At 57.8% G+C, this 13,893-nt stretch carries 12 protein-coding genes and 1 tRNA gene; 6 read left to right on the top strand and 7 right to left on the bottom strand.

All coding sequences use genetic code 11. The features are described 5' to 3' along the window. The first annotated feature begins 2 nt into the window (after window positions 1-2). The 6 genes from ACLRDN_RS21285 (at window position 3) to ACLRDN_RS21260 (ending at window position 6,095) form a co-directional block, all read left to right on the top strand. Window positions 3-1,409, top strand: a complete 1,407-nt coding sequence (locus tag ACLRDN_RS21285; RefSeq protein WP_034330803.1) for a cytochrome b — start codon at window positions 3-5, stop codon at window positions 1,407-1,409. A 23-nt stretch (window positions 1,410-1,432) separates the two neighbouring features. Then, window positions 1,433-2,197 carry a cytochrome c1 gene (locus ACLRDN_RS21280; protein ID WP_413457902.1) on the top strand — a complete coding sequence of 255 codons (765 nt, stop codon included), beginning with the start codon at window positions 1,433-1,435 and terminating at the stop codon, window positions 2,195-2,197. Window positions 2,198-2,295: 98 nt separating this feature from the next. After that, window positions 2,296-2,907 carry a glutathione S-transferase N-terminal domain-containing protein gene (locus ACLRDN_RS21275; protein WP_017453790.1) on the top strand — a complete coding sequence of 204 codons (612 nt, stop codon included), beginning with the start codon at window positions 2,296-2,298 and terminating at the stop codon, window positions 2,905-2,907. A gap of 121 nt (window positions 2,908-3,028) precedes the next feature. Then, a complete protein-coding gene (locus tag ACLRDN_RS21270) occupies window positions 3,029-3,517 on the top strand; it encodes a ClpXP protease specificity-enhancing factor (RefSeq protein ID WP_413457901.1) in 489 nt (162 codons plus the stop codon). Between the two features lie 25 nt (window positions 3,518-3,542). Beyond that, window positions 3,543-3,618 (top strand) — tRNA-Thr (locus ACLRDN_RS21265). Between the two features lie 260 nt (window positions 3,619-3,878). Continuing rightward, complete coding sequence (locus ACLRDN_RS21260; RefSeq protein WP_413457900.1) at window positions 3,879-6,095, top strand: OsmC domain/YcaO domain-containing protein; 2,217 nt, start codon at window positions 3,879-3,881, stop codon at window positions 6,093-6,095. 232 nt (window positions 6,096-6,327) lie between these two features. Here ACLRDN_RS21260 and ACLRDN_RS21255 read toward each other — a convergent pair whose 3' ends face one another. From ACLRDN_RS21255 to icmH, 7 genes are all read right to left on the bottom strand, one after another. Then, window positions 6,328-7,155, bottom strand: a complete 828-nt coding sequence (locus ACLRDN_RS21255) for a hypothetical protein (protein WP_413457899.1) — start codon at window positions 7,153-7,155, stop codon at window positions 6,328-6,330. A gap of 94 nt (window positions 7,156-7,249) precedes the next feature. Next, window positions 7,250-8,349 (bottom strand): IS3 family transposase gene (locus ACLRDN_RS21250; protein WP_413457468.1). Its coding sequence is split into 2 segments (ribosomal slippage): window positions 7,250-8,097 and window positions 8,097-8,349, totalling 1,101 coding nucleotides; the frame shifts between segments, so codons are not numbered across the junction. Window positions 8,350-8,487: 138 nt separating this feature from the next. Continuing rightward, window positions 8,488-8,790, bottom strand: coding sequence for a hypothetical protein (locus tag ACLRDN_RS21245; RefSeq protein WP_413457898.1), 303 nt, complete (start codon window positions 8,788-8,790; stop codon window positions 8,488-8,490). Window positions 8,791-9,065: 275 nt separating this feature from the next. Further along, complete coding sequence (locus tag ACLRDN_RS21240; RefSeq protein WP_413457897.1) at window positions 9,066-9,500, bottom strand: hypothetical protein; 435 nt, start codon at window positions 9,498-9,500, stop codon at window positions 9,066-9,068. Beyond that, the gene (locus tag ACLRDN_RS21235) at window positions 9,497-10,189 is read right to left on the bottom strand and encodes a hypothetical protein (RefSeq protein WP_413457896.1); all 693 of its coding nucleotides are present in this window, start codon (window positions 10,187-10,189) and stop codon (window positions 9,497-9,499) included. Before ACLRDN_RS21235 ends, ACLRDN_RS21240 begins: the two co-directional genes overlap by 4 nt. Next, the gene (locus ACLRDN_RS21230) at window positions 10,182-13,079 is read right to left on the bottom strand and encodes a type VI secretion system Vgr family protein (RefSeq protein WP_413457895.1); all 2,898 of its coding nucleotides are present in this window, start codon (window positions 13,077-13,079) and stop codon (window positions 10,182-10,184) included. The genes ACLRDN_RS21235 and ACLRDN_RS21230 overlap by 8 nt, the downstream gene beginning before the upstream one ends. Window positions 13,080-13,118: 39 nt before the next feature. Beyond that, the gene (icmH, locus tag ACLRDN_RS21225) at window positions 13,119-13,892 is read right to left on the bottom strand and encodes a type IVB secretion system protein IcmH/DotU (protein ID WP_413457894.1); all 774 of its coding nucleotides are present in this window, start codon (window positions 13,890-13,892) and stop codon (window positions 13,119-13,121) included. Window position 13,893: the final 1 nt, after the last annotated feature.

Genomic DNA, 13,893 nt, shown 5'->3' with positions numbered 1-13,893 from the left:
TCATGGGAGCATTTCACGAAAAGAAGCTGCCGGATGATGCACCGGTAGCAGCCAAGGCCCTGAACTGGGTCGATTCGCGCTTTCCGCTGACGGCCACCTGGAAAGCCCACCTCTCCGAATACTACGCGCCGAAGAACTTCAACTTCTGGTACATCTTCGGCTCGCTGGCACTGCTGGTGCTGGTGATCCAGATCGTCACCGGCATCTTCCTGGTGATGCACTACAAGCCGGACGCCAACCTGGCCTTCGCCTCGGTCGAATACATCATGCGCGATGTGCCCTGGGGCTGGCTGGTGCGCTATATGCACTCCACCGGCGCTTCGGCCTTCTTCATCGTCGTTTATCTTCACATGGTGCGGGGCCTGCTCTACGGCTCCTACCGCAAGCCGCGCGAACTGGTGTGGCTGTTCGGGGTGGGGATCTTCCTCTGCCTGATGGGTGAAGCTTTCTTCGGTTACCTGCTGCCCTGGGGGCAGATGTCCTATTGGGGCGCACAGGTGATCGTGAACCTTTTCGGCGCCATCCCCTTCATCGGCCCGGACCTGTCGCTGCTCATTCGCGGCGACTACGTCGTTTCCGACGCCACGCTGAACCGCTTCTTCTCCTTCCACGTGATCGCCATTCCGCTGGTGCTCATCGGGCTGGTGGCGGCGCACATCATCGCGCTGCACGAAGTGGGTTCCAACAACCCGGATGGGGTGGAAATCAAGGAAAAGACCGACGAACGTGGCGTACCGCTGGATGGGGTTCCTTTCCATCCGTATTACACGGTGCATGACATCTTCGGTGTCTCGATCTTCCTGCTGGTGTTCTCGGCCGTGGTGTTCTTCGCCCCGGAAATGGGCGGTTACTTCCTGGAGTACAACAACTTCATCCCGGCCGATTCGCTCAAGACCCCGCCGCACATCGCACCGGTCTGGTACTTCACGCCGTTCTACTCGATTCTTCGCGCAACGACTGCGGACTTCATGGGCTGGTTGATTGCCGGCGTGGCAGGCTATGTGCTGCTGCTGGTGTTCAAGTCGCGCCTGACGGCCAAGCTGAAGATCGTGGCCATCGTGATCGGCCTGGCCATCATCGCCGGCATGCTGGTGTTCGATGCCAAGTTCTGGGGCGTGGTCCTGATGGGCCTGTCGGTGGTGATCCTGGGCGGCCTGCCGTGGCTGGATCATTCGCAGGTCAAGTCCATCCGCTATCGTCCCAGCTGGCACAAGTATGTGTACCTGGTCTTTGCCATCGCCTTCGTCATCCTTGGCTACCTCGGCGTGCAACCGCCGACGGCCATCGGCACCACCGTCTCGCAGGTGTGCAGCTTCATTTACCTCGGCTTCTTCCTGCTGATGCCGTGGTGGAGTGCTGCCGGTACCTTCAAGCCGGTGCCCGAGCGCGTCGTCTACCATCCGCACTAAGCCAGCCGCCAAAGGACAAGAACATGACATTGCTCAAGAAAGTGATTGCCGCGCTGGCCTTGCTGCCGGCGCTGGCCTGCGCCAACGAAGGGGGCTTCCCGCTGGATCATGCCCCGGACCGTACCAAGGATGTTTCCTCGCTGCAAAACGGGGCCAAGCTGTTCGTCAACTATTGCCTGAACTGCCACTCGGCCTCGGCCATGCGTTACAACCGGCTGCGCGATATCGGCCTGACCGAAGACCAGATCAAGAACAACCTCTTGTTCAGCGGGGAAAAGGTCGGCGACCTGATGAAGATCTCGATGTCGCCGCAGGACGCCAAGGCCTGGTTTGGCGCAACGCCGCCGGACCTGTCGGTGATCGCCCGGGCCAAGGCCTCGGAGGCTGGCAGCGGTCCGGACTGGATTTATACCTACCTGCGCAGTTATTATACGGACGACAGCCGCCCCACCGGCTGGAACAACATGCTCTTCCCCAACGTCGGCATGCCGCACGTGTTGTGGGAATTGCAAGGTATTCGCAAGGCCAAGTTCGTGGAAGAGAAGGATCCTCACGACGCGAACAAGACCATCCACAAGTTTGCCGGCTTCGAGCAAGTCAAGCCGGGCAAGATGAGCACGGCGGAGTATGACAACAATGTCGCCGATCTCGTTGCCTATTTGCAATGGATGGGCGAGCCGGCGCAGAATACGCGCAAGCGGCTGGGTGTCTGGGTACTGTTGTTCCTGGGAATCTTCTCGGTATTGGCGTGGCGTTTGAACGCGTCCTATTGGAAGAACATCAAGTAAAAACGTACAATCACGTATCCGCGCAGTTTTTGCGGAATTGCGTATCGGGGTGAGCGTTATGCGTCTCGCCCCCCTTTTGTTTTTAGGGCTCTGAAAAAATGATGGTTCTCTACTCGGGCACGACCTGCCCATTTTCGCAACGTTGCCGCCTTGTCCTGTTCGAAAAGGGCATGGATTTCGAGATCCGCGACGTTGACCTCTTCAACAAGCCGGAAGACATTTCGGTCATGAACCCGTATGGCCAGGTGCCCATCCTGGTTGAACGCGACCTGGTCCTGTATGAATCGAACATCATCAATGAATACATCGATGAGCGCTTCCCGCATCCCCAACTGATGCCGGCTGACCCGCTCATGCGTGCGCGTGCGCGCCTGATGCTGTTCAACTTCGAGAAGGAACTGTTCGTTCACGTGCACACCCTGGAAAATGAAAAGTCCAAGGCTGCCGAGAAGAACCAGGAAAAGGCCCGCCACGAGATCCGTGACCGCCTGACCCAACTGGCACCGCTGTTCCTGAAGAACAAGTACATGCTGGGCGATGAGTTCTCGATGCTCGACGTGGCCTTGGCCCCGTTGCTGTGGCGTCTGGATCACTATGGCATCGAACTGTCCAAGACGGCGGCACCGCTGATGAAGTATGCCGAGCGCATCTTCTCGCGTCCTGCCTACATCGAAGCACTGACCCCGTCTGAAAAGGTCATGCGCCGTTAAGCTGGTCCGGCTGCACTGCCGCCTGGGCGGCGGTGCAGTTCACAGAAGTTCATATTGCTTTCCACCCCGGCCTTGCCGGCAGATGCGGTCTTTTACCGGCGCATCGCACATCACACCAGTCATGCCAGAAGTCTCCACCAAGCCTTATCTGCTGCGCGCCATTTACGAGTGGTGCACCGACAATGGCTACACGCCGCACATTGCCGTGGTCGTCGACAGCAGCACCCGCGTGCCGATGCAATTCGTCAAGAATGGCGAAATCGTCCTCAACATCAGCTTCGAGGCTACCAGCGGCCTGAAGATGGAGAACGACAACATTCACTTCAGCGCCCGCTTTGGTGGTGTTTCGCGCGATATTCTGATCCCTGTGGAAAACGTGATCGCCATCTACGCCCGTGAAAACGGCCAGGGCATGGCGTTTGAAGCGCCTGCGCCGGCCACGGCCGACGAGGCGCAGCAGCCTCCTGAGCAGGAAAGCAGTGCGCCTGTGCTGTCCTCGGTACCTGTTTCCGAACCGGAAAAGAAGCCGGCTGAAAGTAGCGACAAGGGCGATGATGATCCGGAACCACCGAAAAAGGGTGGCCGTCCTGTACTGACACGCATCAAGTAGGCTATAATCGCCGGCTGAAGTTTTTGCTGGCTTAGCTCATCTGGTAGAGCACCTGACTTGTAATCAGGGGGTGGCGGGTTCAAGTCCTGCAGCCAGCACCAAATACCGAAGCGGCTCACAGCGATGTGAGCCGTTTTTCTTTGGGTCTGCAATCTTGCCTGCCCGTCGTGATGAAGCGCGCTGCGTGCTCAACATGGGCCGGCCACGCTGGTGCAAGCGCACTAGGCTATCATCGAAGCTCTTTTGCGCAACGACTGCCAGACCCGCCCCACGGCCATCGCCGTCGTCGCGACAAACCTGTGGGCCGCTGTCGCTCACACGCCTTACCGCCATCTCTTCGGTTCATTCTCGGAATCTCGCCATGGAAATCAAAGTCAACTTCCTCGACAAGCTGCGTCTTGAAGCCAAGTTCGACGACTTTACCGTCATCGCCGACCAGCCCATCCGCTACAAGGGAGACGGCTCCGCGCCGGGTCCCTTTGATTACTTCCTGGCGTCATCGGCCCTGTGCGCAGCGTATTTCGTGAAGCTGTACTGCAATACGCGCAATATCTCCACCGAGAATATCCGCCTGTCGCAGAACAACATCGTCGATCCGGAAAACCGCTACCAGCAGACGTTCAAGATCCAGGTCGAACTGCCGCCCGACATCGAGGAAGCAGACCGCCGCGGCATCCTGCGTTCCATCGAGCGCTGTACGGTCAAGAAGGTGGTGCAGCAGGGACCGGAATTCATCATCGAGGAAGTGGAGAGCCTGGACGCCGATGCGCAGTCCCTGCTCACGCTCAAGCCCGAGGCTGGCACGAGCACGCATATCCTGGGCAAGGACCTGCCGCTGGAGCAGACCATCGCCAACATGTCCGGCTTGCTGGCTGAGCTGGGCATCAAGATCGAGATCGCTTCGTGGCGCAACATCATTCCCAATGTGTGGTCGCTGCACATCCGCGATGCGCACTCGCCGATGTGCTTCACCAACGGCAAGGGCGCTACCAAGGAAAGTGCACTGGCTTCGGCGCTGGGCGAGTACATCGAGCGCATCAGCAACAACCACTTCTATGCAGGTTCCTACTGGGGCGAGGAGATCGCCAATGCCGAGTTCGTGCATTACCCCAACGAGCGCTGGTTCAAGCCCGGCCGCGGGGACAAATTGCCGAAGGAGATCCTGGACACGTATTGCCTGGAGATCTACAACCCCGATGGCGAGCTGCGTGCCTCGCATCTGGTCGATACCAATTCCGGCAACGCAAAGCGCGGTATCTGCTCGCTGCCTTACGTGCGCCAGTCCGATGGCGAGGTGGTGTATTTCCCCTCCAACCTGGTCGAAAATCTCTTCGTCAGCAATGGCATGAGTGCCGGCAATACCTTGCCTGAGGCGCAGGTGCAGTGCCTGTCGGAGATCTTCGAGCGTGCGGTCAAGCGTGAAATCCTGGAAGGCGAGATTTGCCTGCCCGATGTTCCTCAGGAGGTCCTGGCAAAGTATCCCGGCATCGTGGCCGGTATCAAGGGACTGGAAGAGCAAGGTTTCCCGGTCCTGGTCAAGGACGCCTCGCTGGGCGGCGTCTATCCGGTGATGTGCGTGACCTTGATGAACCCGCGCACCGGCGGCGTGTTTGCTTCTTTCGGCGCACACCCAAGCTTTGAAGTGGCGTTGGAGCGCAGCCTGACGGAACTGCTGCAAGGGCGCAGCTTCGAAGGGCTCAACGATCTGCCGCAGCCGACTTTTGAGAGCAATGCCGTCACGGAACCCAACAACTTCGTGGAGCACTTCATCGATTCGTCCGGCATCGTGTCGTGGCGCTTCTTCAGTGCCAAGGCGGACTACGAATTCGTGGAATGGGATTTTTCCGGCCAGGGCGAAGATTCCAACGCGGAGGAGGCCGCTACGCTGTTCGGCATTCTCGAGGAGATGGGCAAGGAGGCCTATGTCGCTGTCTACGACCAGCTGGGAGCGACCGCTTGCCGCATCCTGGTGCCGGGTTATTCCGAGGTCTATCCGGTCGAGGATCTGATCTGGGACAACACCAACAAGGCGCTGCTGTTCCGCGAGGATGTCCTGAACCTGCATCGTTTGGACGACAAGGCCTTGGCTGCCTTGCTCGATCGTCTGGAAAACAACGAGCTGGATGATTACTCCGACATCGCTACCCTGATCGGTATCGACTTCGATGAGAACACCGAGTGGGGCCAGCTGACCGTCCTCGAGCTGAAGCTGCTGATCAATCTGGCCCTGCAGCAGTTTGAAGAAGCGCATGACCTGGTCGGTGCCTTCCTGCAATACAACGACAACTCGGTGGAACGTGGCCTGTTCTACCAGGCGTTGAATGTCGTGCTGGAAGTGGAGCTGGATGATGAGCTGGAGCTATCCAACTATGAGACCAACTTCCGCCGCATGTTCGGCCACGCGCGCATGGATGCGGCCATCGGATCGGTCAACGGCAGCGTGCGTTTCTTTGGCTTGACGCCGACCAGCATGAAGCTCGAAGGGCTGGATCGCCATCAGCGCTTGCTGGATAGCTATCGCAAGCTGCACAAGGCGCGTGCCTTGTTTGCGCAGGCGGATTCTGCTTCAGCGGCTTGATGTAGTTGTCTGTGGCTGATGATGACGGCTTGGTCGCGTGGGTGATCAGGCCGTTTTTTCTGCGCATCGAAACTGGTTGTTGTCGAAACGAAGGCTGATCACTGAGGTTTCGCCTTATCTCAACTCATGGTTGGAAGGCTGGCTGTTCAGCCATTTGAAATTCTCCCCAACATCCAGGTAATGGATATCGATACCGTTGAGCACATGTCAGCTTTGGAGCCCCCGTTTGTCTTCATTCTTGATTGGAGTCCCATTGCCAGATGGTGGCACCATATTGAGAATGCAGGGTTGGCATGGTCTCTCCGCGCTTGAACTTGCGTCGGGAATCCAGTTGGGCAGGCGTGAAATAATATCCATCCTCCGGGCACAGTTCTCCGCTTGCAACGCGTCGCTGGAAATCCTGCGGTGCGTTTAGTGATATTTTCTTCCGTTGATGGGCGACCTTCTTGACCAGCGTCCATGTACATGGAGCGGTCTGATGCAGAGCTTCTTCGCCGTATTTTTCCGAGGTGCCAGGAATGTAGAGAGATTGGATTCCCAAGAAAATGCTGCATTCGGGTGCCTCATCAATGTCCGGGCCCAGGAACTGAGCACTGGAATTGGATTGGTCCGGAACATAGATGCCTGGTCTTGGTGGTGGCTGTCCTGTTCGCGCGGTGGTCGAAGGATCAAGCGCGTAGCCAGGCCAGGCTTCCGGCGCATCGAGTGGCCCGCGATCCTCCGGCGTATAGCCGGATGACAAGGTTCCGGCCGACCAGTACGCACCGAGAGTAGAAGTGATGTTGCTCGCCCGGACGAGCGCCTGACTCAGCAGGTACCGATACGTACGTACGCTTCCCTCGCCCATCCACTCGGCGGAAAATTCGAGCTGCCCCTTGAAGTCCGACCGCACTCCATGCACGCTGTTAAGTCCACCGAGGTCTCCATGAGACAACTTGATATAGCCGCTGCAGAGGCCGTCGAATGTATCTCGGAAGTTGGGAAGCACCTGCTCTCCCCAAACGATATCAGGCTGTTCAGGTAAAGCACGATTGCGGTAATCGGGAGGCAAGTTTTGCATGAACTGACTCAGCCGTGATTCCACAAATTCAAGTAGCTCTTGCCAGTTGTCTCGCAATTGGCCCAGGTGACCTGCGTCGGTAATTTGTAGCCAGTCAGGCAGTGAGTCGGTTGTCGATCATATTCGATTCCAGCCAAGTTCGACGGACCGTAGCTGGAGGTTGGTAGTTATGTGCGCTATGCGGCCTGCGCTCGTTGTAGAACTGACGCCATCTTTCAATCAGCACTTTCGCCTCTGCCCGGCTGCGGAACCACTCCCGGTTAAGCAGTTCGTCACGCAGTTTGCCATTGAAGCTTTCGACGAATCCGTTCTGCCATGGACTGCCTGGCGCAATGAAGGCGGGACCAACGGAGGCATCCCGCAGCCAGCGCATGACCTTGGCCGCTGTGAACTCGGCTCCATTGTCCGACCGAACGTAGGCCGGCTTTCCATGTAACCGCATCAAGCGCGAGAGCGTCAGGATGACGTCCTGAGAACGCAAATTGGCAGCAACTTCGATGGCCAGGCATTCCCTGGTGTATTCATCGATCACGCACAGCATCTTCAATGAGCGTCCATCCACCATCTGGTCATGAACAAAGTCGTAGCTCCAGACCGAATTGGGCTTGGTTGCTCCAGGTAGCCGAATGTCGTTGCCGCATCGACGCCTGCGAGGCCGCTTTCGGGGGATGCCTAGTTTGAGCGCGCTCCAGAGTCGCCGCACTCGGGACTCGCCCAAGGCCAGCCAGGCAGACATACGCCGATAGCCGAATCGAGGGACCTCTTGCGACGCCGCGATGAGCTGCTGCGTCAGGCTCCGATCCTTTTCTGGTTGTAGCAACTGATAACCCGCTATCCGCCGGCTCAGATCCAGATAGCGACATGCCTTGCGTTGCGACAGCCCCCGACGAGTAAGGACTTCCAGCGCTTCGCGCCGGCCCGCGGAGGTCATCATTTTTTTCGGCTTAACTCCTTCAAGCCATCAATCACCAGCAACTGTTCCGCCACCATGCGTTTGAGCTTGTCGTTCTCGGACTCAAGCTCTCTGAGCCGCCGGGCATCCGAGACATCCATACCGCCAAACTTGTTTCTCCAGCGGTAAAAGGTCTGCTCAGTAATGTTGTGGCGCTTGCACAGATCTACCGTCGCAATCTCCTTGCTCTCTGCTTCTCGCAAGATGCTGATGATCTGTTCGTCCGTAAATCGCTTCTTCATTGAGTTCTCCTTGGCGTTAGCATAAAGAACTCACTTATCCGGTGGCTACAAAATTCGTCTCAGGTCACAGGTATTCAAGAGATGTGTAACGTTCCAAGAGAAAAATCTCTTGTGGATCGAGAGGGCCAGGAGAGTTAATCATTTCTTTTTCGACTCGTACCAATTGTTAGTGAGAACCGGGACACCAACCAGATCGGTCTTTTGACCGAATTCATCATAGCCCCAATGGGCAGGTTGTCGCTTGCTCACCAAGGCGTTCTTCAGGTCATCCTGATTGACCACAATTGGTCTCGTTCCACGTTCAATCCTGATCTGCATCCCATTGTCAGATGGTCGCGCCATACTCGCTATTGAGATCAGGCTTGGTTTCTCCGTTGTTGAAATACTTGCGGGAATCGATCTTGGAGGGCGTGAAGTAATGTCCTGAGCGGCTACAGCCATTATTTGCCCAGTTCTCTGAGGTGTCACGTGCTCCCCAGCGGCTGTTGGTCAGAAGTGGCTCGCGGCCTTGAACCAAGTGTTTACGCCATGCTGCACGTGGATCGGCTGCTGCTTGTCACTGCTTGAAAATATCATCGGTAACCCAGCATTTACTTATGATTCGGCTGTTTGGGGCGAGGACTCCATAGAGCCGAGCCATGGCTGGACTAGCCTTGCGCCGTAGCTCGGACGAAGCGGGTTGCGAGGGAAGGTAGCGATCTTCTTGCATGTAGGTATCATTTCCCACTCGTGAATTCAGAGAGGACTTCCTTGATTTCGTCCTTGGAGAGATAGCCTGAATTGATGATCGCGCGGAGGTCCTCCTTGGAAAGAGGATGATTCCTGAGTAACTTCAGCAGGGCCCCTTGGCTGAAAGCAGTTGCATCTACCGGATCGATCATGCTGGGATCCCGCAGGGTCTCCAGTTCCAATGGCATTCGATCAATGTTGACGTAGATCTTGTAGCGGGAAAATCCTTCGGGGAAGGATGTGTCGTAATAAAGGGTTGTGCCGACTGGCAGCATGCCGTTGGACGCTTGTTCGGTACTGAGCTGCAAAGGTGTGGTGAGGCGGTGAATTTTTGTCATGTTGGATTTCCAGACAAGATGGCCATAAAAAAACAAACTCGCTGTGAAGGTCCCTGCAAGGAAAAAAAGAATCTTGCTTTTCATTTTCCAGATCCGTAAGTATCAATCCGGATGGCTTTATGCGCGGCGCCATCACTCAGAAAGTGTTGCAAATTGGCGGGTAAAAATAGCCGTGATGATCCCCCTGCGGCCTTCAGAGCTATTCGCTCACCAAAACTGAGTGCCTCCTCGGGCCGTATGTACTTATCGCTTCCTCTGTCGAAATCGGTAATTGCAACCTTGGCACCGTCAACGCTGAGGGTCGTGCAATTGGGTCCAAGCGCATGGTAGTCACTCTTCAATTTGAAGGTCTTTTTCACGCCATTGCTTTTATCAGGTAGCGCTTGGCCAGCTGCTATCTGCTTGTCGAAATAGCTGTTGATTGCATCTGCTTGGTACTGAAAGATGGCATAAACAAAGCCGGTCGTTTTGCGATGGAGGCTATTCTCGCCCCTTATGTAGTGATCAAAGGCGATCCACTTGCGAAGGATGCCCTCTCCCGATTCTCCGAAGGTGCCGCTGGTCCTGCCATACCGCCCGAAATCATAAGTAATGTCGGATTGTCGGGTCTTCACGCGAAGGGCCGTATGACCGTAGCGATGCTCTTCCCCATCAGGAGAGGTATAGGGTCCGCCAACCAACACATGCATTTCAGCATCAGGTTTGAGTTTGCTATCAACTACCGACTGCTTGGCTTGAACGGTTCTTGTATTGAATTCGGCATCCTTAGGCATCTGACCGCTGCCTTTCTGAATCAGGCGGCTTTACGCCCCATCTGACAACCACTTCTTCGGGCTGCGCTGTGGCGACTCTAACGGTCTTGCCTTCTTGGTCGGTCACACCATAGTACTGGTTACCTTCACTTGTTACCAGTTCATAAGGAAGTCCAACGATAGGCTCATTGCTTATTTCGTTAACGGCGCGAATTTGCTGGTCAAAAAGCTTCACCTGAGTATCGGGCAAGTTGGAAAAAATTGCCTTGAGCGCGGCCCCACCCGGAAACGCATGCGTCGCCCCCTTCACCGAAAATGTCCCCGGGCAGGCGAACGTGATATTGCCACCCTCCAGCGTCACCGAAGCCTGCCCCGCCTGCAGCACGATCTTCTGGCGCGCCTTGATCTCAATGCCTTCATTGACGCTGATGACGCTCACATCCTTGTCAGCCAGGATCTCCAGCGCATCGGTATGCGCCTGCAAGGAAACCGGGCCATTGCCTGCGAAGGCCTGGATGCCGCCGTCGTGCGCAAAGAACGTGGCCGCCTTGCCGGCCGCGAGGCTGGCGGTATCGGCGGCGGTCCAGTGGGTATCCCCCTGCGTGGTCCAGTGAAGGTTTTCGCCCGCATAGAGCACGGTAGAAGCCGCGCTAGCCCAGTTGACGTTGCTTGGTGACTCCATCAGCACAGCGGCCTTGCTGAACTTTTCGACCGGTTGCGCGCTGTCGCTCTCGCGGGAACCCGCCTGGCTCTTGAATGCGTCCTGTCCATTGACGCTGGCCGGATGCTTGCCCTGATCCTGCGGGTCGATGACGGAGATGAAATCAGTCTTGGCCTGGTAGGCGTCCGCACTGTGCAGCGCCTGCTGCTGTGTGGCGGTCTCGCCCATGGTCTGCGCAAGTTGCCGCGCACCCTTCAATTGCGCCACGGCTTCGTGGGCATCCATCTGCGTGCTGGTGACGCTGGCACCGGCGACAGGACGCGCCGTCGAGGAGATCAGCAAGCCTTCGGCACCGCGCACCACGCCCCAGGCGTCCGTGCGCAGTTCAAAGCCCTGGCCGCGATAGCTGCCACGCTGGGCTCCGGTATCTGCCTGTTCGATCAGATGGCCGAGATTGAGCTGGGATTTGCCCTGGCTTGTGGCCAGACGCATGCGCAGTTGCGACTGCGTGTCGTCCACCACCCATTGATTGAAACCGCTGCCATCGTGCGCCGTGCTGTGCCAACCCGAAATCGTGCCGGCATGGTTGGCGTCAGACTCGGCTCCTGCCGGGAAGGGCGGCACATCATTACCGTTGTAAAGTTGTGCGACCACGACGGGGCGATCAATGTCACCCTCGATGAAATCGACCAGCACTTCGCTGCCGATGCGCGGCGTGAACTGGCTGCCCCAGTTGGGGCCGGACTGCGCTTCTGCCACGCGCACCCAGGTGCCGGAGGCATCGTTGCCGGGGGCATTGCCGTCCTTGTCATCGAGATTGCCGGTCTCGCGCAAGCCGCCTGGATTGGGTGACTTGCCGCGCTGCCAGTGGAACTGGACCTTGACGCGGTGATTGCGGTCGGTGGTAACGGCCGCATCCGGCAGGCCGGTCACCAGCGCAGTCTGGGTGCCACGCGCCGTTGGCTTGAGGCGCTCCGTGATTGCAGCTGGAACGATGGGGACTACCTCACGCACGGCGACGAAGCTGTTGCGGTAGGTCCCTGCCTTCAGGTCGTCATTAGATACGCCGCCCGAGGAGGGCGTCTTGCCGAACAGATTTGCCAGCGAAGCAGGGATGAGCTGCTCGAGGATCTGTGCGATGTTGCTGTCGAAATTGTTGCGGGCGCTGTGGCGCACCGAGAGCAGCTTGAAGCGGTTCTCGCCTTCGGGATAGCGCTCATGCTGGCTCAGCGTGAACTGCGCACCGGCACTGAGCTGGCGTGCCGCCCCCGCGCCTTCAAAACGTTTGTTCTGCATTTCCAAAGCCTGCAGCATCAACTGCGCATGGGCCGCGGCCGCCTGCTGGTCTGCAAAGTCCTGCTGGCCTGTGCCGTCGTAGACCGGTAGGGCAGGGACTTCACCGGCATCCAGGCTGGAGCTCTCTTCAGCCGAAGGTGAAGAAATCTTCTCGGGATGCCAACTGGCCAGCGCCACGGCGTTGGAACGCACGCTGCGCATGGCGCTGAAGTCGGTGATGGCATCGCTGGCCTCGGTGGCGGCGATGCGGTGAAAGCGGATGCGCGTATCGCCGCCCGGCAGATCCGGTGCCTTGGCCTCGCGGTCGAAGATGACCAGCTTGTGTCGCGCCTGTTGCTGGCCGGAGGCCTGGCCTTGCTCACCCTCCTGCTGATGCTCGAAGCGGAAGTTCAGGCCCTCGCTGGCCAGGATGCGGCGCAGGAAGGCGAAATCGCTTTCGCGGTATTGGGTGCAGATGTCTCGCCTGGTGAGCGTCTGGGTGACATCCAGAGCGAAATTGGCTTGCGGGTATTCCTTCAGGACGGCACTGGCGATGTCGGTGACGCTCATGTCCTGAAACAGGAAGCTGTCCCGGCGGCGGTCGAGGAAGGAGAGGAAAGATTCCAGCCTTAGCCGGTAACGTGCCAGCCCGCCATCAGCACCCAGCCATGAAGCCTGCGTGCAGTAGCCATGCCAGGCACGTCGGCTGCCGTCGGCCTGAAGCAGACGCAGGGTCAGCTCGGTCCCGATGAATTGCTTCAGCTCGAGATCGGTGGAAACCGAAAGCGCATCGATGTCGAACTGGAAGTTGTCATTGACACTTTCCTGGCCGTGGAAGCGCTCCACGACCAGGGATTCCGGAAGACCGGCTTCCTGCGCGCTGGCCAGCGTGATCAGGCGCGCGTGTTGCGACAGGCCGGGGCCGAAGAGTTGATTGATGACGCTGGAAAGTGAATCGGGAAAAGGCAGATTCATCTGGGTGGCCTTCCAAGACTATCAAGTGAAAGATCGCGCTCAGGGCAGGGTAATGGTCAGGTTGGCCGTACGTGGCGCCAATTTGACGATATCGGAATAGCCTGCCAGTCCATTTTCGGTGCCGCTGGTCAGCATCCAGTTCAAGCCCAGGTAGGCGAACAGGGCGATGAAGGCAAACAGTGAAGCCACCACCCACAGCGGCACGTCATTGCGCAGCTTGTTGACGATGGCGTCGGGTCTTGCCCAATGCGGCGCGAAGCCGGCGCTCTTGCCCTTGAGATGGGCGATTTCATCCCCCAGCCGTGCGGTCAGATAATTCAGTTTTTCCGGACCTTCCAGCGCGTACTTGCCCTGGAACCCCAGCAACAGGCACATGTGAAACACCTCCAGCGCCTGGATGTGCGCATTGCCACGCACCCGCAAGTCTTCCAGCTGCTTGAAGAAATTTTCACCTGCCAGCTGATCGCCGAACATGGTCAGCTGCAGCGGACGGCGCTCCCAGGCATCGCGGATGCCGAAGCTGGAGCGCAGGATGATTTCATCGACCGAGGCGCAGAAAGCATATTTGGCGGCGTAGACATCTTCGGGCGAGACATCGAGCTTCTTGGCATTGCGCTCCACATCCCCCAGGAACTTTTGCATCTTCACTGCGAAGGAAGCTTCATCCACCGGCGCGCTGCCGTTCTTGAGCATGAAGAGCGCGTAGAAACCGTCATACATCAGATCCAGCAGCGAGCGCGCATTGACCGGTGCGGCCGCCATCTGGGCCGGTGGAAGATGGTCCTGATCGAGCAGGGAGGGGGCTGAAGTCATG

It is taken from the genome of Herbaspirillum huttiense, from assembly GCF_047300815.1.
Lineage (GTDB): Bacteria > Pseudomonadota > Gammaproteobacteria > Burkholderiales > Burkholderiaceae_D > Herbaspirillum > Herbaspirillum huttiense_A.
This window is presented reverse-complemented; position numbering and strand designations above follow the sequence as displayed.